The organism is Mariprofundus micogutta (assembly GCF_001895085.1).
GTDB lineage: Bacteria > Pseudomonadota > Zetaproteobacteria > Mariprofundales > Mariprofundaceae > Mariprofundus > Mariprofundus micogutta.
Genome location: NZ_BDFD01000013.1, coordinates 1 through 23,802, shown reverse-complemented (window position 1 = coordinate 23,802; position 23,802 = coordinate 1). Strand labels below are relative to the sequence as shown.

Genomic DNA, 23,802 nt, shown 5'->3' with positions numbered 1-23,802 from the left:
TACGGGAATTAGGCTTCCAGCTTACGATACAGTGTGGAAAGTCCTATCTCCAACTGATCAGCTGCCTTCTGCTTATCGTCAGAGCATTCAGCTATTGTTCGTTCAATAAATGATTTCTCAAAACGATGGAGTGCCTCAGCCAAGTTCGGACTAGCCAATGTAACATCGGTATCTCCATCCAAAATTAGCATCCTCTCCAGATAATTCCTCAGCTGCCTGACGTTGCCCGGCCATGGTTGAGATTGCAGTTGATCAACCATATTAAATGGTAGCCGGGTCTCAGAACACCCCATCTCTTCGGCAAGGACTGCATAAATCCTTTCTGCCAATATTATGATATCTTCAATTCGATGACGCAGTGGAGGCATCTCGATAGTTAACACTGAGAGACGATAATATAAATCTTCTCGGAACTCTTTTTGTCCGATTTTCTCTTCCAGGTCAACATTAGTAGCTGCAATAACTCTGCCTTTAAATCGTTGGCTTTTCATTCCTCCCAGTGGGCGAAATGCCCCATCATCTAACACATGTAATAGCTTGGCCTGCAGTGCTGAAGGCATTTCTCCGATTTCATCTAAAAACAATGTCCCATCACCAACCTCCTCCAGCAAACCTTGTTTGTTTCTATCTGCACCAGTAAATGCTCCTTTTCTATATCCAAACAACTCTGATTCGAGAAGGTTTTCCGGAATCGATGCGCAGTTAATGGAAATTAGAGGATGTTCTTTTCTCGTGCTGCTCGTATGTATCAGTTTGGCTAACAGACCTTTTCCTGTTCCTGTCTCACCTGTGATCAATAACGGGGCATGTGATTCTGATGCTTTTTCAGCGATACGGCGTACAAGTTGCATTGGTCGCGAATCACCCAGTATCGACAATTCGCTCTCAGCAACTTTCCTGGCAACTTTCCTCTGAACTTGCCCCCTGAGGTTTTGCATCTCCTTGATCCTGTGCAGTCGGGCAAATAGCTCATCAAAGCGAATTGGCTTGGAGATATAGTCGTCCGCTCCTTCTGTAATCGCCTGAATCGCTAATTCCCTGTTACCAAAAGCGGTCATAAACAGTACAGAGCAAGGATGCCCCTGGCTTTTGCAGTAGTGCAATATCCTAAAACCATCACCATCAGGTAGATTAATGTCACTCAACACTACTGAGGGAGCTTCCTGATCTACTATCCTGATGCCCTCTTCAACTGAACCCGCCTCAAGCACTGTATAGCCCTCGTCAGCTAACATTTCAGCAATACTACTGCGAATATGTACTTCATCTTCAACGATCAGTATCTGCATGTTAATCCTCACTCATCAATGGAATACTTAAACGGAATCGACACTCTTTGGCATCACCTGCTATCAACTCCAACTCACCGGACATTTTTCGCATCAGATCTCGACTTATGGACAGCCCAAGCCCGGTCCCCTCTCCTTTCGGCTTGGTACTGAACAACGGAGAGAAAATTTCTTCAGCCATAGATTCAGGTACACCTTCACCCTGATCAACAACATCGGCATATACATATTGATCATCACTATGAGACTCGATACAAATCTCTCCATTAGCTTGGCATGCATCTACAGCATTGAGCAAGAGATTGACCATCACCTGCCTCAACATATCTATGTTTCCGCATGCAGACGGAAGATTGGAATCTTTATGACTAATCAGCCTTATGCCATTTGGTTTAGACGACAATCGCACCAGCTGAACGGCACTTTCAATTACAGCATCCAGATTCACTGGCTCACTTTCCTGTGAAGATATTCTACCGTAATCCAGGATATTGTTGATCATCATCTCTGTTCGTCTCAATTCCTGCACCGCTTCATTGAGAGGTTTATCTGCAGCATCATGCTCACCTCTGGATAGCTTGTGTCTGGCTAGATCAAGCAACGCAGCCGTTGCGGTTAAGGGGTTGCCAACCTCATGAGCGATACTTGCAGTCATAAGACCCAGTGCATGCATTTTTTCCTGATGTGCGGCCAGACTTTTCGCCTGAACCAATTCATCATTCCTGTGCAATAGTGTTTGCCCCATTGAATTTAGCGCTAGGGATAGTGTTCCAAGCTCATTGTCGCCCAGATCAGGGCTTACCGGTGAAAAATCACCATTTTCAATCCGGCCTACTTCCCGGCGCAACAGAATTATCGGATGAATCATTCGCAAATATAGGTAAACACTTAGACCTAATAGCAGTCCAAACAATAGAATCAGTGAAACCATGATGTCGTATCTCATGTCCACATGCAGCCCTGAAACCATGCTCATGGATTGATTGACGGATTCATCCATCTCATGGTGTCTGCTGGATAAGGACTGTGATAACTCTCCTAGTTTCTCATCAATTTCCTGCATGAGGATAGGGCCTTCCATATTGCCTGTTGAAAAAGGTAATGCGAAAATCTTGCTCGCCAACATTGAGACATCTTTTAAAGTGCTTTCCACTTTGCTCACTTCAATACCATTTGCCCGAGCATGGTCAATAATACGCTGAACCCTATTATCTGCATCCCGAAAGTCCCTGATATGATATGCAGAGCCTGTGATTAAATAGTTGCGTACAATATCAATCAGCTTGCGAATGCCTGTCTCAAGTTCATGCAAACGATGGCTCTGGTGATTTACCATTTCCAATTCTGTAGCCTTATTATGAATGGATGTGATATCCCGTAACTGATGCCATCCAACAAATGCGACAAATACAAAAACTGCAAGAAACCAAAGTGCGATACGTCCTGAAAGTCCTTTGAAAATCATAGTATGATCACCTCGCATAATAACTTGCTGTCAGTAAGTGCTTTCATAGAAAATAAAGACACAGCTATTGAATGCCTGCCTTGTTCTGTTCCTTACGAATATAAGCGACTAAATGCTTAATATCCTCCTGACTCAAGCCTGGAATTGGAGGCATATTCCCAAAGCCCCAATGATGGCTTTGAACGCCAAACTTTACGGCTCTTTCAACACTGTAATCGCTGTGATGATCGGGTCTGTAAATGTTATGCACCAACGGCGGACCTTGATTACTACCTTTACCAGACTTGCCATGGCACAGGGCACATTTTGCTAAAAAAACATCAAGACCCTTCCCTGCATCTGCTTGGACTACTACCGGGGATGGGTAATCGTCTTGCCTGGAATCAGTCTGTTGTGGTTCACTGCAATTAGCTAGAATAAGTAAGGACAGGCTTCCTAAAATCAATGTTTTCATCGCCTACTCCTTCTTCTCAACCATATAAGTCACCTTAGCTGAATGCTTCGAGTCATCTTTCACTTTGAACAACACTATAAGTTCATGTTCACCTGGATGAGTCAGGTCATATGCGGCTGTATACCAGTCACCTGTTTTAACCATCATTTTTGATTCTGACTGATTATTGGGGTGCCTGACTCTGGAGTTCACAATTACGTTTTGAACCATCGCCCCATTCTGTTCAACCCTGAACATGAACCGGAACTCGCAGCCCTGCACTTCGTCTTTTTCTGCTTTCATCACATGGAAAGTTAGGTGATATCCATCAACGACCTCTTTCTTTAACAAGAGTCCCTTCATGTTTTCCGTATGCATATACTCAGTGCTTTTTTCATACAGTGTATCTACATTGTTATGATGCTTCTCATCATGAGACCCATCACCAGCCCAACTCGGTTGAATATTACCGAGTAACATAATGATTACTGAAATTGCCAAGTCTTTACTCATGTTAATTCTCCCTGCCAACCTAAAGTCATAGCACTGCTTATCATCCTGATAAACTTAAGTGCCTGTTGTACCCTCATCAGAGGAAGTTTCGCTTTTAGTGCGGATGCGAAACACTGTCTCGACTGGAAGAATGGGAGGATACCGTCACCGGGCTGACCAATATGTGCTGCATCCATAATGCATTGGGCAATTGCCTCAGCTTCGAATTTATGACAAAAAATCTCAATTCGAGCATGACTGCACATCATGTCCGGCTTATAGAAGTCATGGTATTCTCCATAGCCTTGAACCTGAGTAATACTGATACCTGACACCATTAAATCCCGCAATGCCGATTCGACTTTTTCCAGATTTAAAGAACTTATAATGGCATTGAACTTTCTGTATTTCATGGCTTTTCCTTTCTTTCAAACAAAAAACATATCCACTTTTGAAACATGTTATCTTTGACCAAGTCATTACTTTGGCTATATAAATCCGGCCGCTCCAAAAAGCTTTCCCTGCATTGCCAGCAGCAGAAATAATAAACATCATCTTCGTGTCTATGGTCGTACAAAGTTACTGTACTTCTACACACTAGGCAGGAGTTGCTATTCATGATTTACTCCTTGCTACTTGGATCGCCTGCAACTGATAAGACTTCATCACTCAGCCTCAGGATCCCCTGCAACAACCAGGGTATCCCATACGTTGAATTACTATCTATTAGCCATAGCTTTATTCGCTTTCCTTCGCATCTTCTTCATCGTGATATTGATGTTTATTCTCTGGATAGTTGGTACCGATGAAGTGCTTCTTCCCATCAGCGGTCTTAAACAGCACCATCAACTGATGCTGGCCCTCATGGCCAAGGTCGTAACCTGCCATATACCAATCACCCATCTTCATCAGCATTTTTGATTCAGATTTATTATTCGGATGTGTGACTTTCGAATTTACCACCAGATTAGTCAGTGCTTTGTCATCCTTTTCAACTTTAGCCATGAAATTATGCGTTCCTCCATGCTGCATGCCTTCTTTCGCTTTCATGACATGGAAACTAACCGTGTAACCATCAATCTCTTTTTTAACGAGAAATGCGCCTTTCATCTGGCTCATATCACCTTTCATGCCCTGCATTTTATCCATATCTCCATGCTTTCCATGCTTCTGCATGTCTCCGTTATGGTGGTCTCCTTGCATATGACCACCCATGTGATGGGTATCTCCAGCAGCCAAAGCTGGTTGTGCAGTTGCCATTGCCATAATAGCTGTCAAAATAATCATTGATTTTTTCATGTTTTTTCTCCTTTAATGTCGATGTTCAAAAACATCAGATTGATTGTTCTCATGCGTTATAGGGTCGCCCTTGTGTTCCCAGCCTTTTCCGTCATGCATACTTGAGCAGCCGCCTATCCAGGTTGCGACCAGCACCATCGCAACTGCCAACATTTTGTTCATAACTCCTCCTTATTCATTTTTCTAACGTGTGAATCCATAGCTCTTCTCTCCGTCTTAATAACTAGTAAAAACATTTGATTTTCCAACCTCATCAAAGGTGAATACGTCATAATTTTCAGGTGATTGTCCCCCTGCCTGCATGCCGGGTGATTTCATTGGCATGCCGGGCGCGGTAAGGCCTGTTACTTTTGGTCTATCTTTGAGAAGACGAGCCACATCATTCGCTGGTACATGGCCTTCAATAACATAGCCATCCACAATTGCGGTGTGACAGGATGAAAGTTTTTCCGGTACTCCGTACTTGGTCTTGATGAGATCCATGTCGTTCTGCTTTTTCTCAACGACGTTAAAACCTGCATTACGCATGTGTTCAGCCCAGCCAGCACAGCATTCACAGCCCTCTGATTTAAACATTACGATCTCGGCTTTGGATTCAGAAACAACCGCTGCAGGTTTAGTTGCGCTAGATGCCTCACAACCGGCAAGCATCACGCCAACCAGGAATAGCGGCCACAACAGAGTTATTCTCATGTGATATTTCATGTCGCCTCCTTCTGTGCTGATTTTTCCTTCCATTGCAGAATTAACCCGTAGATCACCGGTAATACGATCAGACAGAGGATGGTGGTGGTGACCATGCCGCCGATCATGGGGGCTGCGATGCGCTGCATAACATCCGAGCCCGTGCCACTGCCCCACATGATGGGTAGCAGGCCTGCTATTACCGCTGTCGCGGTCATGGCAATGGGGCGCACACGTTGAGCTACGCCTTCCTGAACCGCTTGCCATAATGACTCTCTGTTGAGTGGCCCCGTTACTTCAGCTCGCCTTTCAGCTACTGCCTGATCAATAAACGTAAGTACAAGCACGCCGATTTCGGCGGCAACGCCTGCCAGGGCAATAAAACCGACAGCGACAGCGACCGAAAGGTTGTAACCCAGCCACCAGACCAGCCAGAAGCCGCCAACCATGGCGAACGGAATAGATAGCATCACGACAACCGGTGCCGCCATATTGCGGAAGTTGAACCAGAGCAGCAGGAAGATGATCAGCAATGTTGCCGGAATAACGAGTTTCAGCTTAGCTGCGGCCCTTTCCATGTACTCGAACTGGCCGGACCACCCAATGGTATAACCGGCTGGCAACTTCACTTGCTCATCTACGATCTGTTTCGCTTCCCGTACAAAGCCACCAATATCACTGGTTTTGATATCGACATAGACCCAGGCGTTTGGACGTGCATTTTCGGTCTTGATGGATGGTGGGCCACGCCTGAGTTCAAGATCGGCAACAAGCGATAGCGGGACCTGTGCACCAGTTGGTGTTGGCACCAGCACACGTTTTAATGACTGGATATTGTCACGCAATTCACGCGGGTAACGCACGTTAACCGGATAACGCTCCAGGCCTTCAATGGTGTGTGTGACATTCATACCACCGATGGCACTGGTAATTACATCCTGAACATCACCAACGGTCAGCCCGTATCGCGCTGCCTCTTCGCGTTTGATATCGAAATCGAGGTAATAGCCACCAGCCGCCTTGTCAGCAAAAGCAGAGAGAGTATCCGGATGGGTTTTCAACACCTGTTCAATGTCACCAGCGACTTTCTCCAGAGTTTTCAGATCAGGGCCGGAGACTTTGATGCCGATGGGTGTTTTGATGCCGGTGGAAAGCATGTCGATGCGTGTTTTGATCGGATAAGTCCAGGCATTGGCCAGACCCGGGAACTTGATCGCCGCATCCATCTCATCCATCAGCTGTCGTGTCGTTTTATCCGGATCGGGCCAATCTTTCTTATCCTTGAGTCTGACCGTGGTTTCCAGCATGGCCAGTGGTGCAGGATCAGTGGCCGTTTCAGCACGTCCGACTTTGCCGAACACCGATTCCACCTCAGGGAAGGTTTTCAGAATACGGTCAGTTTGCTGCAACAACTCACGAGCCTTGGTAATCGAAATGCCGGGGTATGTCGTCGGCATGTAGAGAATGTCTCCCTCATCCAGTGGCGGCATAAATTCCGAACCTGTTTTCATCACCGGGTATGCACTAACTGCCAGCAGCGCGACAGCCAGCACCACGGTCAGTGCCCGTGCTTTAACCGCCAGATTCAACAGCGGTGTATGCAGCTTCTTCAGAATACGGTTCAGCGGATTACGCTCTTCAGATGGAATGCGTCCACGAATGAACAGCCCCATCAGCACCGGCACCAGTGTCACAGCCAGCAAAGCTGCTGCGGCCATGGAGTAGGTCTTGGTAAAGGCCAGTGGCGAGAAGAGCCGGCCCTCCTGAGCCTCAAGTGTGAATACAGGAAGGAAGGAGACAGTGATTATCAGCAGGCTGAAAAACAGTGCCGGTCCGACTTCCTTGGTGGAAGCCAACACAGCATCCCAGCGGGCCGATGTAGATAGATCTTCCCCGGCACGTTCCAGATGTTTGTGTGCATTCTCGATCATTACAATCGCACCATCAATCATGGCACCAATAGCAATGGCGATACCGCCCAGACTCATGATGTTGGCGGATATGCCTTGCCACTGCATAATCAGGAAGGCCATCAGGATGCCTATGGGCAATGAAACTATAGCAACCAATGCACTTCTGGCGTGCATAAGGAAGATCAGGCAGATCAGAGCTACAACGATGGATTCTTCAATCAGCTTTTCAGCCAGATTATCAACAGCGCGCTCAATCAATGCCCCACGATCATAAACAGGTACAATTTCCACGCCTTCAGGTAGCCCTTTGGCCAGTTCATCCAGTTTTTCACGCACATGCTCGATTGTCGTCAGAGCATTTTCACCATAACGCATGACCACCACGCCGCCGGCAACATCACCCTCACCGTTCAGATCAGCCGCACCACGCCGAAGTTCAGGGCCAAGGTGAATATGTGCCACCTGCTTGAGAAAAATAGCCGTTCCGTGCGTATCCACGCCAATCGGTGTGATCTCAAGATCAGCAATGGATTTGATATAACCCAGGCCTCTAACCATGTATTCGGTTTCGCCCATTTCAATTAATCGGCCACCGACATCATTATTACTGCGCGCAATCGCCTGTTTCACTTTGGATAAAGGAATATTGAATGCGGCCAGGGCATCAGGATCAACTTCGACCTGGTACTGTTTCACAAATCCACCGATGGAGGCCACTTCAGCAACACCCTGAACCGTCTGCAGCGGGTAGCGCATATACCAGTCTTGAAGTGAACGCAATTGAGCCAGGTCGAGGTTGCCGGTTTTATCAACCAGTGCGTATTCATAGATCCAGCCGACACCGGTGGCATCAGGCCCCAACCTTGGAGATACGGATGATGGCAAACGATCACGGGCATAATTCAGATATTCGAGCACGCGTGTGCGCGCCCAGTACATATCTGTCTTATCCTCGAAAATGACATAGACCATGGAGAATCCGAAGAATGAGTAACCACGCACCACCTTGGTTTTGGGTACAGAGAGCATGGCTGTGGTCAGCGGATAGGTGACCTGATCTTCAACCACCTGTGGTGCCTGACCGGCATAATCTGTGAAGACTATCACCTGCACATCGGAGAGATCGGGAATGGCATCCAGCGGTGTCGCCCGCATCGCCTGAATACCTGCTACAACAATAATGACAGTGGCAATCAGTACGAGAAAACGGTTGTGAACCGAGTATTCAATCAGTTTGCGGATCATGGTTTGTTCACCTTGAATGTATTAGAAACATTAGTGGCCATGATGGTGCTCCATCTGATGCGCAGGTTTATCCGCGGGCATCTGATTCGGGGCCTCCTGCCCCTCACCCTGTGGGCGGCCTGTGGCCGTCCCATTCGGATCTCCTGTCGAATGGTCCATCGAATCCATGTTCTTCCCATCCATGCCCATATTCATGGCATCCATATCCATCTCTTTGCTGTCCATTTCCATGCCTTCCATCTGCATATCCATTTCCGGAGCTGGAGTTTGTTGTTCATTCATCGCATCCAGCATTTTTGCGGTGGCTTCTTTCAGTTTGGACTCGGAATCGATCAGGAATTGACTGCTGGTGACGACCTGTTCACCGGCTTTGATACCGGAGGTGACTTGTACTTCACCGTCAGAAGAGAGACCCAGCTGTACTACACGCGGTTCAAACTTTCCGGGAGCCCTTTGAACAAACACCTGCTCGCGTGCTCCGGTACGTACAATTGCTTCAGATGGAATCACAATCGCATCAACTGTGCGTGATGCTCTCAGGGTGATATTGGCAAACATGTCCGGCTTCAGGGCCAGGTCGGGATTGGCGAATTCGATGCGTACCTTGTTGGTGCGGGTTTTTCCTTCCAGATAAGGATAGATATAACTGAGTTTACCCTTGAACACCTTACCGGGTACGGACGGCAATCGCATTTCTGCTTCATCACCAAGCTGTACCCAGGGCAGTTCATCCTCATAGACATCCACCTGCACCCAGACACGGGAGAGATCGGCAACCATGTACAGTTCGGTTTCCGGCGTAATACGTTGCCCTTCACGGGCACCGATATTCATGACAATGCCATCGAACGGTGAATGGATATGCAGTGCTTTTGGTACGCGACCGGTATCGCGAATCTGTTTCAGTTGATGCTCTGGTACATCAAGTAGTTTCAGCCGGTCCAGTGATGTGTTCAGCAGTCGTTTGGCTCCATCACGGATATCTGCAAACGGGCTATTTTTCAGGGTCTGCCAGTTTTTCAGGGCCAGAAGATATTCTTCACCACTAGCCACCAGCTGAGGTGAATAGATAGCCAACAGCATGGTATTTTTACTTACTTTCTCGCCGGTCCTGTCGATAAACAGTTTCTCTACCCAACCTTCAACCTTGGGATGCAAGCGAGCCACACGTTGTTCATCAAAGGTGACACGGCCAACGGTGCGTACATCACGAGAGATGGTCTTCTTCTTTGCCTTCACTGTACGCACACCGATGTTCTGAACTACGGTTGGATCAATGCTGACAGTGCCTGCTACCGCATCATTGCCACCATCTTCATAAACCGGGATATAATCCATACCCATCTCATCCTGGGCCGCTACGGGTGAGGTAATAGCTGGATTCATCGGGTTGCGATAAAATAGAATTTTCTTTTCTTTCTTGGTCTCAGCACAGATAGGTAAATAGTCCATGCCCATTTCATCTTTACTGAATACCGGCGAGGTGACCTCTGGATTCATCGGATTGCGCCAGGACAATGCTTTGGAACCATCGGGGCATGGGCCATCGCCTGCAACAGGCTCAACTCCACTGCTTTTCTGCTCAGCGCCGGAGAAAAAGTAACCGCCTGCAAGGCCCGCAGCCAGAGCCGCTACAACCATCATCAGTGTGTTTTTATTCATGATTTATCACGTCCTTTTCCAGATGTTTTTTACCGGATGCAGCAGCAAGGCGAGCTTCGGCCTGTGCTGCGCGGGCATAGAGTTGCCAGTATTGAATGTCGTTATTGAATTCGGCCAACTGGGCTCGAACAAGGTTAAGGAAATCGACCTTGTTCACCTGATATCCCGCCAGCATAGATGCTGTGGTCTGCCGCGCTTGCGGGATGATGCCCTGCTTGAACAGGGATAATTGCTCTCGAGTTATGCGCAAGTCTGCAGCTGCTGCATCAATCTCGGCATTAACCCGGTTAACTCCGTCCTGCCAGGAATACTCTGCTTTAGCCTTTTCAGCCTTACGTTGATCTACAGCCCGGTCCTGCTTATTGCCGGTATATATAGGCAATGTCATGGATAGCATAATGCTGCCGAGATCAGAACGTGACTGGCGACTCACAGGATTGATGCCTTGCCTGACACCGTAGACCGCACCCAGCTTAAAATCCGGGTAATAATTTTTTTCAGCCAGAGCAACCATACTGTCGGCTGCATCAACATGGCGGTTGAGAGAAGTCAGCATGGGTCGGTTATCACGTGCCCACTGTTTTAACGCAATAATATTCGGGGTGACCTTTATGATTTCAGGTAACTGCTCAGGCAATGTAAGCGCAGCAACTGAATCACGGCCAAGCAGAGCATTGAGCTCTGCCACCTGAAATTCGCGTTGAGTCTTCAGGGATAATTCCCTCTCCAACAGGTGAGATAGCTCCAACTGTGCCAGTAGCACATCCTGCTGAAGCCCGGAGCCGGTTTTGTACTTGGCTTCTGAAACCCTCACCAGATTACGTAATAGAGCCTGATTGCTCTGTACCAGCATCAGTGCTTTATCCAGATATGCCAGGTTCCACCAATGAATACGTACATTACGTAGTAGAAGCAGACGTAACTCATCGCGGTTACTGGCTGCAGCCCCAGCAAGGCTTTCTGCCGCCTCGGCTTTCAGAGCCAGTTTGCCGGGAAATGGCAGACTCTGAGAGATGCCCAGTTGCAGCTGAGTCATGTTTTCTTGTGTGGTGGAGAATGAGTCTACTGGCAGATTCATTGCGTTCAGTGAAAGTGTCGGGTCAGGCAGGCTGCTAACCTGAGATGGAATGGTAGCCATGGCTACCGCGTTACTATCAGCAGCATGCAGTGCTGGATTGCTGGTTAATGCCAACGCCTCAGCCTGTTTGAGCGTCAGTGGTATTGCTATGCCAAGAGAAGAATAGGAAAGCAGTGCCAGCAACAGCCAGCCGGTTTTGAATAAAGGTAGTTTATAAAAAGGCGGTTTAAATAAAGGCATGAAGGCCTCCTGCAAAAGATGCGCATGCCTGTTTAAAGTCACAGGGGCATGCACCTCGATTCAGTCGAATCGCGGTATCGGCAGAAGGTGGGTTTTAAATACGAATACGTTTAGTGGTTGTGTAGATAAGGGTGGAACTTCGCGGTGGACCTGTGGGGGTTCGCACAGCTAGATCGATACTAGCCGGAGCGGACAGCACTATTTCGGTAGATGCCACCAGCATAACAGGCAGATCGAAATCGATGTTGAATGTAGAAGCTTTGCTCTGCACCAGTTCGTCCGGCTGGTTACAGTGAGCGCAAGCAGAACCATGATCACCATGGCCGGATTCAGCTTCAGCATTCACATCGCAATGCTCAAGCATGTCAGTGGACATTGGCATCTGCATATCTGCAGCGTGAGCATTAGCGGTATGTGATTCTGGTGAAATCAGACAAAATCCAGCTGCCAGAATCTGCACGGCAAACAGCCCGATCATCAGTCGGGAAAGGCCACGCAGGTTCAGTTTACGATTCAACATGCGGCCTACGTTATGCCTCCCAAGATTAAAAAACAATGAATAAACTTGAAAAAAGAGATTAGAAAACTCCCATCAAAGTGTGTTAAGGTAATAAAGAACTGATCTAACCCTGATCTCTAATCCATCGAATAAAATTTTATCAAAAGAGACTGAGAGTCTTATTCTCTTTCGGTACTCGAAAAGCGCCACATGAAATGTAAGGTGGCGTTTCAAGGACTCACATCTTCGAACCTTTTTGATCCTATAGTTTAGGCTCTCCCCCATTCATATTAAGAAATACCGACAAAAGTACTGGCGAATTCAAATAACCTTCATGAATCATCCCTCAAAAAATTATTCCATGCTTAAAAATTATACCTACCAAACTTGAGGTGTAAAAAATGATGATTAATAAAAACATAGTGTTTCAATCGTGCCGTGATCTTGGATTATACTTAACCGTGATCTCAGTTTTGTTATTTGTGGTTGAGGTGGATGGGGTGGAGCCCACTAGGCTAGGGCTGCTGAGTATAAGTGGCATTACCCTCTGGGTGCTCGGAATTTACAATCAGGACTCTTCAAGCAGTAGTGAAGAGTGACATGGGTTATCTGAGGAAATCGATCGTCATCTTTTGATGAAAATGGAGTGCTTTTAGGGTGCCAATGAGCAGCAAAATTCTTCGTTAAAATAACATTTCATATGCGCATTATTTCGGCTGCTGAAATGGGTGGTGAATCAGGTAAAAAATTCAGCGCTGAAAGGTTCATAAATCCGAACAAAGATGTGCGTACAACAATGACCCATGGATACTCAGAACAGCTCGATGATTTAGTCCATTCTCAGATGTTCGCCAACCTCGATTTGTGGGAGGCTCTAACCTACCGTGATGGAGGTCTTCGCCGCATCAAAACCATCCATGCTTTTGTGAACCCTCCGGTCAACTATCCAGTTGAAGATAAGATTCCAGAGCTTCCTATCACGGCAAAAAGAAGCCTCTCAGACTATACGAAAGGACCAAAGATTGTATCCGAAAATTGTCCAACGACCAGATAAATGGAGAGGAAGCATACAAGGAATTTGACGATGAGGTTGTCACAAAATCAATCGATACAAATGACTTCTGGGGGTAACTAAGACACCCCTGAAACACACAAAAACACACCTGCAATGAAACCGGTCTTAATCAGCCGTTTTTTTTGTTTTTGTTGAAAACATTGGACTTTTAGCCGTGAGACAAATACCCATGTGCGACGCCACACCCCACCTGTCCCATGAGACAAGCAGGGTGTCGCGTGGGACAGCGTAGCTACACTTCGAACCACCTCTACGGCGCAAAAGCCTTTAATAGAGGTTTGTGTTTCAACCCTCTTTTTGAAAAAGTGTCTCACACCAAAAAGTGTAGCTACAACTCAAACAAATCCAGAGTGACACCAAAACCCTCTACCAGGTGCCCAAACACCCATCTCAAGAGAGATAAAAAATAACCGCATCCAAGATGCAACCCCTCCTGCCTTCGGCAACACAACCTCTCCGTCCCCTCTTTTTTTCCCATCGCCTTTCGAGCCGATTCTTCAGATTTGATTTTGCATGTTTTCGGCAAATCATCTCTCTCCCGTTTTCCCACAAAAAAGCATCTTCGTGAAGAAGGAGTCGCTATCATGAAGTCAATCATCTCTCTCAGAAACGCACCCCAGATCGCCCTCTCGATTTTCACCTTGATGATGGTGGTGATGACATCTCCGGATGCCAGAAATCCGGCCTCTGATTTTCGCTCCAATGACCACCCGCTTCTTATGATTTTGGAACGCTGAAATGTGTGTCGAATTGCGGGGGGGGGGGGCGCCGATAATAGCTGAATCTCAGTGTCCGTTTTTCACCCCTTTTTCCTCCCTTCTTCCATCCTCAGAGCTACTCCCACAAAAAACTGTTCCTTGAGGTAACAAAACTGAGTCAATTCATATGCGAGATCTCGTTCGAGATCAACCGCAGAGGTAATGGTGGATGGCCAATCCCCTCCTATTATCCCTTTATAGGTGTACGAACGTACACTACAATGCGCGCATGACCTCCTCCCCTGATCCCGACTGGCCGAACGCCATAGCCCACATAGATGCCGACTGCTTCTTCGCATCATGTGAACTGGTACGTCGCCCAGAACTCATAGGATCGCCTGTATGCATTCTTTCCAGCCAAGATGCATGCGTGGTAGCCAAGACCTATGACGCGAAGGCTGTGGGCATTAAAACAGGCATGCCGATTTGGGAAGCAAAGAAGTTGATGCCACATGCCACCTACCTTTCAGCAGACTTCCGCTTCTATGGCCTGATCTCAGAGAAGATGTTTTCAATTCTGAGGCGTTACTCCCCTGATATGGAGGTCTATTCAATTGATGAAGGGTTCCTCGATCTGAATGGCACTAGACTGCTCTGGAAGAAGGACTACAAAGGTATCGCCCATGATATTCGGCGTGCAGTGCATCGTGAGGTCGGAATCACAGTGTCAGTAGGTGTTTCGGTCACACGGATTCTGGCAAAGATGGCATCGGAATATAATAAACCGAATGGAACAACCATTGTACCAACCAGCATGATTCAACTGTTTCTCGAACGGGTTGAACTATCTGATGTATGCGGCATTGGATCCAATCGGCTCTCAACCTTGAACAAAGCTAACATTCAGACTCCGATGGACTTTGTTAATGCTGATCTTGAGGCCATCAAACACCTCCTCGGAAAGGCCGGAAACGACCTCTGGCATGAGATGAAAGGTATAACAGCTATAGGACTGGAGCTACACACTCAGCTCCCCAAAAGCATGGCCAGAACAGCCAGCATGGGAGAAGTTACAGGCAACAAGAAAACCATTATATCGCATCTGATCCGCCATATAACTCGGCTGGCAACGGAACTTGTGATAAAGCGTCTTCTTATTAAACGCATTACTATTTTCATGAGACTCAAAGACTTCAGCTCGGTTTCAGCCAAGGCTGATTTTGAGTACCCGACAAACAACTACTTCAGGATCTTCCGCTCCGTTCAAGGTATGGTGACCGATCTTTATCAGGCCAATGAGCTATATCGGGCTTGCGGCATAATTGCAGAAAACATTACCAATGCTGAAGATGCTCTACCTGACTTATTTGGCGTTATGAAGACTGATGAGAAACAGGCTGGCCTATTTCTTACCATGGATAAAATTAATAAACGGTATGGCAGTAGCACTGTGAAAATGGCAGGGGCATTTTCGGGCAAGAAATCAGATGCGAAAGTGAGGTTTATGTATCCTGTGATTATGGCGAGCTAATCTCACGTACTGACATCCTTCCGAGACTTGCAGCGATTAACTCCCAAGATGATCAACGGCTATATAATAAGACAGTTTCAATGTATTAACTGAGAGTAAAACATGAAATAATAACATTATTATTCTAGATAACAGACTAAAAGCTGACTAGCGCCAGCTCTCACATCAATCGTTGTGAATAGCAAATAGCACGACACTCGCCACTCTCTCTTGAGCCCCCCTCAAAAACTTACCTGTGACTTTAAATCACAGGAGAAACATACAACTATGAATACAAAAAATGATTTTTTTGAGGGAATGAGCAAGTCTGAGCTAGCGATCAAAATCCAAACTGTTATACAGACATATGAATATGATCAGGAGTTTTCTTTCCCACTGCTCTCTGATCTAATCCTGAAAAAGCATTATTATTGCTCACGCCATAACCTATTTCCTGTGCTATTCAGAAAGAAACCCAACGCAAGAAATAACTATTATCTCGAAGCTCACTTTCCTGCTCATGGGTGGCATCGAACCTCATGGTACGAGTGCGTATACCCTAAAAATCACAAAAAAATACTTGAACAAAGGCTAAGGTATGCAGTTTATCCTCAAATAATAGCGTATAAAAATAAGCACCCAATCTGTGAGCATTGTGGACACAATCCAAGCGAAGAGGTGGACCACATTTCTCCACAATTCAACACGATAATAGAGAATGCGATGAGCCTGACTCCAACTATGAACCTCGAAGTATCGCAGCAGAAGATGGATTGGTTAACGCAAAAGCCTTTGTTATTGCCAGAAGATCATCCCTCGATTGAGTATGTTCTCAAAATACATGAATGTGCCCTACTGCAAGCCGTTTGCAGACCGTGCCACCGGGAAATAACAATCAGAAGAAGAATGATTGATGATGACCTGCGTTATGCAGCCTGAAATTTGAATCCGTCTTCACGTTTAAAATCATCGATTTCATTAACCTGCCGCACCAGTGATTGGTGCGGCACTTATAGGCGACCACATGGGGTGGATCATTTACTTCCCCAAAACTTCAGTAAGCCAAAAAAAGTGCGATGATTAACCCTGGCTTCGACCAGCGCTAGCAGATCAGCTTTTTCCTGCGTAATTATTTCAAGCCGACCTAAGAGCCGAGCAGAGTAAGTCCGAAATTGGTTTGCCTCTTTTATTGCCATAGCCAACTCGCTGCGCAAATGTTCTATCTCACACTCAGCTTCATATGAATTACTTATATTCGTTTCTACCAGAGTATCTTTTTTCTCGGTAACTGCTGAAGTAAGTAGTGGTGACTGTTCCTTCAAAGATTCGCGTAATACTCGCATCACTTCACACGCAGCATTACCATCTACACGTGCTACGCTACGAACCACTGCTACAGACGGCATCTTATGATTCTTAGCAAAATAATCATTTACCGCTTCGATTATTCTGCCTTCCACATCCGCGCTAATCCTAAATTGATACATCTCCTTTTCTTCCATTACTGGCACAGGAGCGGTAAGGACACAATTCTGCCCTCCCTGCAACTCATCATCCCCGATACTCACTCTTCTTCCCCGAGGTTTAAGAACCAATCATCTGGGACTTTTCGCTTCCAGCAGCGGCGGCCACCCGCCTTTATGGATGGCGGTAAGGTTTTCCCGTCATCCCCACGGCACAATGCCGTACGAATTGCCTTCTCTGTCCTGCCTGTCAAAATCGACATATCTTTTACGTAATACATTTCTTGCTGCAGCATACTCTTCTCCGTTGGTAAGTATTATCTAAACGATATCCGGCACCCTACACGAGGAATTTCTTCTAAAGCCCAAATCACCAAAAACCTCTATTCAGCCCCCTTGGTTTCTCTTCACCTGCCAAATGAATGCGATTCTCGCCCCTCCTGCTTATCCACAAAATAAACCAACTCAAAAGCTGGAGAAGTAAAATAATAATTAATAAAACATATGAAAAAATGCAGAGAGATAGGTTTGTTACTGGTTGTTGCTTCGATTTACTTGAATCTATTCACCATCAAAGGTTTACATGATTTTTCGAGAAGAAACTACTGGATGCTATTCTTCATTGGGACCGGATTAAGGTTATCCAGCTTAATTTCATCTGGAACTGACAAGTAAATTTCGAAAAGGCCATGTGTATGAAACCATAAGATCATATTTATGAATCTATATTATAGCGGCTAATCCCGAATGTATGGACTCCCACATTAAAATCACATGTGCCTGATAGAAACTTGCATACAAACTTGCATACAAATCCATTCTTCAAGCAAAAAAAAGCACCTACGTTTCCGTAAGTGCTTGATTTATATGGCGCTCCCTGAGCGATTCGAACGCCCGGCCTTCTGATTCGTAGTCAGATGCTCTATCCAGCTGAGCTAAGGGAGCCTGTTGTGCTTCTTAATCCTTCGTCCTTATGAAGCGGGCCGAAGAGTAATGCCTTTCAACCAAACTTTCCATTCCAAATTATCCATACCGAACAACTCCGGAAAGTTCTGATACAGCCAACCACGATAGTGAATGTCACCATCCTTGCTGATCTGTACGAAGGCGGCGGGATTATGCACATTTTCATCGTTCAGAAAAGCGCTATTTTCAACTCTGAGGCCTGTTGCCAATCCCAGCAGCTGAACATCCCATCCGTTTACCTGTGTCGCAGTGCCAAGCGATACGATAGACGGAATAGTTTTCGTCGTACTTTTTTCCAGCCAAACCAGTTCAGCTTCCCCGGGGATTGCTACTGCCCAGTCCGGAACAACTGCAAGATTCTGACTTCCGTGAGGATCTTCCTGCGCTTCCAATGGTAGCTGCCATTCGATCTGTTCAGCCTGTTTTTGTTCACAGGCCGACAGCATCAATAAAGCGACAGCGAATAACGCAAGTTTCTTCAAGCTGCCTCCTGTTTACCAAAGCCTGACTCTTTAAAGCTTTATGCATGCCAAGCTGACATGCGAAAAAACTTAAAGCTGTTAATACTGGCGGAGAGAGAGGGATTCGAACCCTCGATAGGTTTTAGCCTATACACCCTTAGCAGGGGCGCGCTTTCGGCCACTCAGCCATCTCTCCGTTGATTCAACTATGTCTCGTAGTAATGCGCGAGCTGTTCGCATCACAGAGATAACTGGCGGAAGGGGTGGGATTCGAACCCACGGTAGGTTTCCCTACGCCGGTTTTCAAGACCGGTACATTCGGCCAACTCTGTCACCCTTCCGTTGTTACTACATCAGACCTGAAAAACAACTTCAAACAGGCCTCTCTTTTTGCAGGCCGGAAAGATAGCACGCAAAGCCGATATGGCAATGGCATAATATAATTAATTATAAAAGGTGAATATCCACTGATAGTTATTAGTTTTCAGCTTAATATTCACCCGGCTTGTCTTCTAGTATATGCTGACGCGCAATCATCATTAACAGCAAGGAGCACCTGTGGTTCGTAAAGTTCAACGCAATGAGCCCTGCCCATGTGGTAGCGGAAAAAAATATAAACGATGCTGCGGCCTGAAAGCCAGAGACTTGGCCAGCAATCGCATCAATCGCCGCGATGGCATTCAAAAATCGCTAGGATGGATCAACCATGCGCATCAGGATGATATCGGCCGCTGGCTGGAAGACAGCTGGCTCAAGGATATCCCCACCGAGGAGCGCACGGGCATCACCAGTGCTGATCCGCGCATCCGCAGCGTTCACGATGTAAACCTTCTCGAATATCTGGTTGCAGAAGGCGTATTCACCGATGAAGAGGGCAACACTTCCAGTCCTCTGCAGCTTATTCTTGATGCAGATCTGGACCTTGATGAACAGCAGCGCGCTTACCTGAACCAACTGGCAGAACGGCCTTTGCGTTTATATCAGGTGACAGAATGCATTGCAGGCAAAAGTTACTCCCTCGCCCTATATCCTGATGACAACTCGGAAGTTGTAGAAATCGAGGATGCTGTAACCAGCCGCATGTTTGATGCCGGTGATATTGTAGGACTTCGCCTTATAGAGTGTGAAGGTGCATGGGAAACATCCGGAGCTATTTACCACATTCCGGAAGAACATGCTTTTGATCTGGTCCAGCAGCTTCAGGATGGAGAGCCGGATAGTTACAGCAAAACCCTGACAAACTACTGGCTCAAGCTGGTTGCAGCTCACGTTTAGCCTTAAAAAAAAAATCGCACAAAAAAAGGCGGCTCATCGAGCCGCCTTTTTTGATTCAGATTAGATTTACAGTTTGTCCGCTTCAGAAGACAGGTAAGAAGCAACACCATCTGCATCAGGAACCATGCCTTTGTCGCCTTTGTTCCAGCCTGCAGGACAGACTTCACCGTGCTCTTCAGTGAACTGCAGTGCATCAACCAGACGCAGCATCTCATCAACATTACGACCCAATGGAAGGTTGTTTACAACCTGATGCTGTACAACACCATCTTTGTCGATCAGGAATGAACCACGCAGTGCAATAGTACCGCCCAGCAAGTGAACCGCATCGCCATCTTCATCTTCTACACTGTCGTTATCGATCAACACATCGTAGTCAGCAGCAATATTTTTGCTCAGATCTGCAACCAGAGGGTATGCCACAGGACCAATACCACCGGCATCCACTGCAGTATTACGCCATGCTGCGTGGGTGAACTGTGAATCAACAGAACAACCAATAACCTGAACACCACGAGATTCGAATTCTGCAATACGATGATCAAATGCGATCAGCTCGGATGGACATACAAATGTAAAATCCAGAGGATAGAAAAACAGCACAACATATTTGCCACTGTAATCGGAAAGAGAAAAGTTCTCATTGATAGAACCGTCTGCCATCACAGCAGCGGCCGTAAAATCAGGTGCCTGTTTGCCAACCAATACGCTCATTATTAAAACTCCTTATGATACAAATAATGTGAAATGCAATGGTAGTGGATTCATGCAGATCGCACCACCCTACGCTTTATCAGGTTTATCCTGTGGGGTGGTAAACTCGATAAAGATATGTTTTGTCTCTGGAGCAATACGACTGACATCACCTTCAAGCGATCTGCGAATATCATCCAGCTTATGCATAAATTGGATTGCGCGGGCAATTTCTTCCTGTGTCATATCAGAAAATATTGTCTCTTCACGCAACTCCACTTCTGCCATGAGCAAAGTGTCCTCGGGTGACAGCACGATACTATTCACCCGCTGCACATGCTGCACCTGCCCGTCCGCCTGCCAGATTTTCCTCGCGACTTCATCCACCTCTTCATTGGAATGGTTGAGCAGGTATTTGCGATTCATTGAGGCCAGGAAATAAGCAAGTCCACCCATTAACAAACCGATCACAATAGCCGCAATACCATCAAATACAGCTGAGCCTGTGTAAGCTGCAAGGCCAATGCCCGCCAGAGCCACAAGCAGGCCGAACACGGCGACTGAATCCTCAATCAATACTGCCAGCGTGGTCGGGTCTTTCGTTTCTACAAAATACTGGCGAAACGTTTTACCCGCCTCCCTGTATTGACGCTTGAATTCAACCAAAGCAACAATGAGTGAATATCCTTCTACAATAAATGCGAAACCAATAATCAGAAACGGAATCAGCGAAATCTCCGGTGAATGATCATGCCGAAGCTGTTCGATAGCATGCATAATAGTGTAAACACAACCAAGAAAGAAAATTGTCACTGCAGAAACAAGATTCCAGAAATATCGTTCCTGGCCGTAACCAAAATGATGTTCATCATCCGCTTTGCGGACAGAGCGCCTCAATCCGAGGTATAGCAGCGCCTGATTAGCTGTATCGGCCAATGAATGGACGGCCTCCGCGAGTAGCGCACTGGAGCCAGAAAGCATAAACCCGACGAATTTGGCAATTGTCACCAGTGAATTACCTGCTACCGCCGTTAACACTGCTTTTGTCGAACCGTGTGACATGAAACCTCCTTGTAGGTTAAACTGGCCCGATGTGGTCATACCGGCATCAAAACTTCACCGTCCATCAACTGCCTGCTCTTCGGGACAACTATATCTATCTGATAGAGTCACACACAACAAATATCCTGATTGCTGTCGATCCGGCCGTGGCGGTATCGGTGCGAAACGCCTGCAAAAAGCTGAATAAGAAGCTTAGCCATATCATTAATACCCATCATCACTGGGATCATACCGATGGGAACTTGGAACTTAAATCCGATTTCGGGTGCCAGATCATTGGCTTTGAAGGGGATGCACCACGCATTCCCGGTATTGATATTAAAACCTCTGAAGCTTTCTCTCCTGATATACCAGAGCTAAACATCACGGTATTGGAAGTACCCGGACACACCAGCGGTCATATTGCATACCTTATTGATGATGCCCTATTCTGCGGTGACACCTTGTTCGGAGCTGGCTGCGGCAGGCTTTTTGAGGGCACAGCCAGCCAGATGTGGCAGAGTCTGAATAAATTTTCTGCACTGCCTGATCAAACCAGAGTCTACTGTGCCCATGAATACACATTGGCCAATCTCGAATTTGCCCGCCACATCGATGCGGATAACAAGCAACTTGAACGGCGTATCGAGTTGGACAAGCTAAAGCGCAATGCCAACGAGCCTACCATTCCCTCTACTGTTGGCCTGGAGAAACTTACCAATCCATTTCTCAGACCATCACATCAGAATTTTTGTTCTTCATACGCCACGCAAAATAATATTGAGAATGATGCAGTAGCCGTATTTACAGATATCAGATTAAAAAAAGACCACTTCTAGCGACTATCATCTGATCGTCTCGTGATAATCCAAAATCATTTTTTCAAGGTAGTGGGTTTCCATCAAAGTCAGATCAAATTTCACACCAATACCTTCAGATGTCTGGCGCACTACATGGCCGTGCAAACTCACAGGTTTACTATCAGCAATAAATGAAAGCACCATATGAATATGACCACCTAATTTCAGATGACAATTAGTCTGGATAAATATACCTGTGACACTGATGTTTTTAGCTCTTCCCTGATGAGTTCCTTGCTCAGAGGTGAACCCCAGAATCTCAACAAAATGCCAGCGTGGTGCATTACGCACATCCGTTTTCCACGATGCAACCAGCAACAATAGTTCTTCCTGCAAGTCAGGCGGCAAGCCCTTTGCAATCTTAGAAATCAGTTTAACAGTATTGGGATCAACATAACTCACAGTCTACCCCTCAACCTGATCATCAAGGCTGGCGAAGAATCAGTGCATGCTTGGAAATAATGGAATCCATCTCTTTCACCTGCGACTGACTGCTTTCATCAAAATGCACTCCGATTCCATCAGCTGTTTTACGAACAACTGAACCGGTCAGCCGCACCGGATTCGGGGCAGAAATAAATGTCAGGACCAGATTAACTTGCTCACCAACTTCAAAGTAGGCTGTAGTCTCAATAAACACACCCGAAGCACTGACATCGTGGGCATGGCCGTAATGACTGCCTTTCTTTGAGGTGAAGTTCAGCAGTTCTTTATAGGGAGCACGAGGTGCCTGGCGTACATCTTCCCGCCAACTTCCGATCAGATCCAGCAACTGCTGTTTCTGCTTTTCAGGCAATTCGCCGGACAGCGTAGCAATCTTCTCGATGACGCTATTATCAATAGACCTCATGGTGCCAGTGTAGTCATACAGATCAGAATTAAAAAGCACCCAGAATAATCTGGAGCAAAAAACAGTTTTCTAACGCGGTTTTGTAATACATCTCACATCAGCACAATTCATCGCCAGCTAGATTTGGCTTGTAGCTAAAGATCAGGAGGCTGATATGCATAAACACAGTAATACCCCGGAATCATTTGATTCAAAAGAAGATGAGCAGAGCCCGATGGCTACTGTCATCATGGTTACTGCAGTTGTAGGTGCTTTGGGCATTATCTCATCTGCATTTTAAACCAGGAAGCAATTATTCAGATTCAATCCACCCTTCGGGGTGGCTATCTTTTTAAGACATCATAACTCCCCGTTACCACACAGCGGGGCTGATCATCTCCGGATCAATTCCAGAATCCAAACGCTGCCCACTCAAACACGCCAGCATCTATTCAAGATGCCATCTGCGCATTCCATTTTCCATGGATTAAAACAGAAACACTATAGTATTTTCCAATCCGTAAATGAGTCTGAAAGCTGATCGCATGGTTTATAGTTCATGCTGCCTCGTTGTTCTGCCCAAAGATTGTTTTGAACAAGGTTTTGCGAGCGTTTCGTAAATGCTTCCATGC

26 protein-coding genes and 3 tRNA genes are annotated in these 23,802 nt (G+C 46.4%); 7 read left to right on the top strand and 22 right to left on the bottom strand.

Features of this window, described 5'->3' with window-relative positions; all coding sequences use genetic code 11:
• Window positions 1–8 precede the first annotated feature (8 nt).
• The 12 genes from MMIC_RS07970 to MMIC_RS07915 form a co-directional block, all read right to left on the bottom strand.
• Complete coding sequence (locus MMIC_RS07970; protein ID WP_072659938.1) at window positions 9–1,289, bottom strand: sigma-54-dependent transcriptional regulator; 1,281 nt, start codon at window positions 1,287–1,289, stop codon at window positions 9–11.
• 1 nt (window position 1,290) lies between these two features.
• Window positions 1,291–2,754, bottom strand: a complete 1,464-nt coding sequence (locus MMIC_RS07965) for a sensor histidine kinase (protein ID WP_171966480.1) — start codon at window positions 2,752–2,754, stop codon at window positions 1,291–1,293.
• Window positions 2,755–2,818: 64 nt separating this feature from the next.
• Window positions 2,819–3,208, bottom strand: coding sequence for a c-type cytochrome (locus MMIC_RS07960; protein WP_072659936.1), 390 nt, complete (start codon window positions 3,206–3,208; stop codon window positions 2,819–2,821).
• A 3-nt stretch (window positions 3,209–3,211) separates the two neighbouring features.
• The gene (locus MMIC_RS07955; RefSeq protein ID WP_072659935.1) at window positions 3,212–3,700 is read right to left on the bottom strand and encodes a hypothetical protein; all 489 of its coding nucleotides are present in this window, start codon (window positions 3,698–3,700) and stop codon (window positions 3,212–3,214) included.
• Window positions 3,697–4,092, bottom strand: a complete 396-nt coding sequence (locus MMIC_RS07950) for a P-II family nitrogen regulator (RefSeq protein WP_072659934.1) — start codon at window positions 4,090–4,092, stop codon at window positions 3,697–3,699. Before MMIC_RS07950 ends, MMIC_RS07955 begins: the two co-directional genes overlap by 4 nt.
• 325 nt (window positions 4,093–4,417) lie before the next feature.
• Window positions 4,418–4,978, bottom strand: coding sequence for a hypothetical protein (locus tag MMIC_RS07940; protein WP_072659932.1), 561 nt, complete (start codon window positions 4,976–4,978; stop codon window positions 4,418–4,420).
• Between the two features lie 12 nt (window positions 4,979–4,990).
• Window positions 4,991–5,140, bottom strand: coding sequence for a hypothetical protein (locus tag MMIC_RS12710; RefSeq protein WP_171966479.1), 150 nt, complete (start codon window positions 5,138–5,140; stop codon window positions 4,991–4,993).
• Between the two features lie 54 nt (window positions 5,141–5,194).
• Window positions 5,195–5,683 carry a DUF411 domain-containing protein gene (locus MMIC_RS07935; RefSeq protein WP_227819420.1) on the bottom strand — a complete coding sequence of 163 codons (489 nt, stop codon included), beginning with the start codon at window positions 5,681–5,683 and terminating at the stop codon, window positions 5,195–5,197.
• Window positions 5,680–8,820 (bottom strand): efflux RND transporter permease subunit, encoded by a 3,141-nt coding sequence (locus MMIC_RS07930; protein WP_072659931.1) that lies wholly within the window; start codon window positions 8,818–8,820, stop codon window positions 5,680–5,682. The genes MMIC_RS07935 and MMIC_RS07930 overlap by 4 nt, the downstream gene beginning before the upstream one ends.
• A 30-nt stretch (window positions 8,821–8,850) precedes the next feature.
• A complete protein-coding gene (locus MMIC_RS07925; protein WP_072659930.1) occupies window positions 8,851–10,482 on the bottom strand; it encodes an efflux RND transporter periplasmic adaptor subunit in 1,632 nt (543 codons plus the stop codon).
• Complete coding sequence (locus MMIC_RS07920; protein ID WP_072659929.1) at window positions 10,475–11,800, bottom strand: TolC family protein; 1,326 nt, start codon at window positions 11,798–11,800, stop codon at window positions 10,475–10,477. The genes MMIC_RS07925 and MMIC_RS07920 overlap by 8 nt, the downstream gene beginning before the upstream one ends.
• Window positions 11,801–11,894: 94 nt before the next feature.
• Window positions 11,895–12,320 carry a hypothetical protein gene (locus MMIC_RS07915; protein ID WP_072659928.1) on the bottom strand — a complete coding sequence of 142 codons (426 nt, stop codon included), beginning with the start codon at window positions 12,318–12,320 and terminating at the stop codon, window positions 11,895–11,897.
• Window positions 12,321–12,999: 679 nt separating this feature from the next.
• On the opposite strand from MMIC_RS07915, the gene MMIC_RS07905 reads away from it, so the two are divergent.
• The 4 genes from MMIC_RS07905 to MMIC_RS07890 all read left to right on the top strand — a co-directional run bounded on the left by MMIC_RS07905 (window position 13,000) and on the right by MMIC_RS07890 (window position 16,521).
• Window positions 13,000–13,353, top strand: a complete 354-nt coding sequence (locus MMIC_RS07905; RefSeq protein WP_072659926.1) for a hypothetical protein — start codon at window positions 13,000–13,002, stop codon at window positions 13,351–13,353.
• Between the two features lie 605 nt (window positions 13,354–13,958).
• A complete protein-coding gene (locus MMIC_RS12705) occupies window positions 13,959–14,111 on the top strand; it encodes a hypothetical protein (protein WP_171966478.1) in 153 nt (50 codons plus the stop codon).
• A 250-nt stretch (window positions 14,112–14,361) separates the two neighbouring features.
• The gene (locus MMIC_RS07895) at window positions 14,362–15,603 is read left to right on the top strand and encodes a DNA polymerase Y family protein (protein ID WP_072659924.1); all 1,242 of its coding nucleotides are present in this window, start codon (window positions 14,362–14,364) and stop codon (window positions 15,601–15,603) included.
• 267 nt (window positions 15,604–15,870) lie between these two features.
• On the top strand, window positions 15,871–16,521 hold the full coding sequence (locus MMIC_RS07890; RefSeq protein WP_072659923.1) for a hypothetical protein: 651 nt from the start codon (window positions 15,871–15,873) through the stop codon (window positions 16,519–16,521).
• A 95-nt stretch (window positions 16,522–16,616) separates the two neighbouring features.
• Here MMIC_RS07890 and MMIC_RS07885 read toward each other — a convergent pair whose 3' ends face one another.
• From MMIC_RS07885 to MMIC_RS07860, 6 genes are all read right to left on the bottom strand, one after another.
• A complete protein-coding gene (locus tag MMIC_RS07885) occupies window positions 16,617–17,150 on the bottom strand; it encodes a hypothetical protein (RefSeq protein WP_072659922.1) in 534 nt (177 codons plus the stop codon).
• Window positions 17,147–17,341, bottom strand: coding sequence for a hypothetical protein (locus MMIC_RS07880; RefSeq protein WP_072659921.1), 195 nt, complete (start codon window positions 17,339–17,341; stop codon window positions 17,147–17,149). Before MMIC_RS07880 ends, MMIC_RS07885 begins: the two co-directional genes overlap by 4 nt.
• A 572-nt stretch (window positions 17,342–17,913) precedes the next feature.
• Window positions 17,914–17,990, bottom strand: a tRNA-Arg gene (locus MMIC_RS07875).
• A gap of 26 nt (window positions 17,991–18,016) precedes the next feature.
• A complete protein-coding gene (locus tag MMIC_RS07870; protein WP_072659920.1) occupies window positions 18,017–18,493 on the bottom strand; it encodes a DUF2155 domain-containing protein in 477 nt (158 codons plus the stop codon).
• An 85-nt stretch (window positions 18,494–18,578) separates the two neighbouring features.
• Window positions 18,579–18,668 (bottom strand) — tRNA-Ser (locus MMIC_RS07865).
• A gap of 56 nt (window positions 18,669–18,724) precedes the next feature.
• Window positions 18,725–18,813: transfer RNA gene (locus MMIC_RS07860), tRNA-Ser, on the bottom strand.
• A 217-nt stretch (window positions 18,814–19,030) separates the two neighbouring features.
• Here MMIC_RS07860 and MMIC_RS07855 point away from each other — a divergent pair.
• On the top strand, window positions 19,031–19,747 hold the full coding sequence (locus tag MMIC_RS07855) for a YecA family protein (RefSeq protein ID WP_072659919.1): 717 nt from the start codon (window positions 19,031–19,033) through the stop codon (window positions 19,745–19,747).
• A gap of 66 nt (window positions 19,748–19,813) precedes the next feature.
• Here MMIC_RS07855 and MMIC_RS07850 read toward each other — a convergent pair whose 3' ends face one another.
• Complete coding sequence (locus tag MMIC_RS07850) at window positions 19,814–20,461, bottom strand: peroxiredoxin (protein WP_072659918.1); 648 nt, start codon at window positions 20,459–20,461, stop codon at window positions 19,814–19,816.
• 69 nt (window positions 20,462–20,530) lie between these two features.
• Window positions 20,531–21,502: a cation diffusion facilitator family transporter gene (locus tag MMIC_RS07845; RefSeq protein ID WP_072659917.1), complete on the bottom strand. Its 972-nt coding sequence runs from the start codon at window positions 21,500–21,502 to the stop codon at window positions 20,531–20,533.
• Window positions 21,503–21,531: 29 nt separating this feature from the next.
• Here MMIC_RS07845 and gloB point away from each other — a divergent pair, with 29 nt between their 5' ends.
• A complete protein-coding gene (gloB, locus tag MMIC_RS07840; RefSeq protein WP_072659916.1) occupies window positions 21,532–22,320 on the top strand; it encodes a hydroxyacylglutathione hydrolase in 789 nt (262 codons plus the stop codon).
• 6 nt (window positions 22,321–22,326) lie between these two features.
• On the opposite strand, the gene MMIC_RS07835 is transcribed toward gloB, so the two are convergent.
• Both MMIC_RS07835 and MMIC_RS07830 read right to left on the bottom strand, forming a co-directional pair.
• Window positions 22,327–22,743 (bottom strand): PilZ domain-containing protein, encoded by a 417-nt coding sequence (locus MMIC_RS07835; protein ID WP_072659915.1) that lies wholly within the window; start codon window positions 22,741–22,743, stop codon window positions 22,327–22,329.
• Between the two features lie 22 nt (window positions 22,744–22,765).
• Window positions 22,766–23,191 carry a PilZ domain-containing protein gene (locus tag MMIC_RS07830; protein ID WP_072659980.1) on the bottom strand — a complete coding sequence of 142 codons (426 nt, stop codon included), beginning with the start codon at window positions 23,189–23,191 and terminating at the stop codon, window positions 22,766–22,768.
• Between the two features lie 154 nt (window positions 23,192–23,345).
• Between MMIC_RS07830 and MMIC_RS12900 the strand changes: the two genes are divergently transcribed.
• Window positions 23,346–23,471 (top strand): hypothetical protein, encoded by a 126-nt coding sequence (locus MMIC_RS12900; RefSeq protein WP_265331368.1) that lies wholly within the window; start codon window positions 23,346–23,348, stop codon window positions 23,469–23,471.
• The last annotated feature ends 331 nt before the right edge of the window (window positions 23,472–23,802 follow it).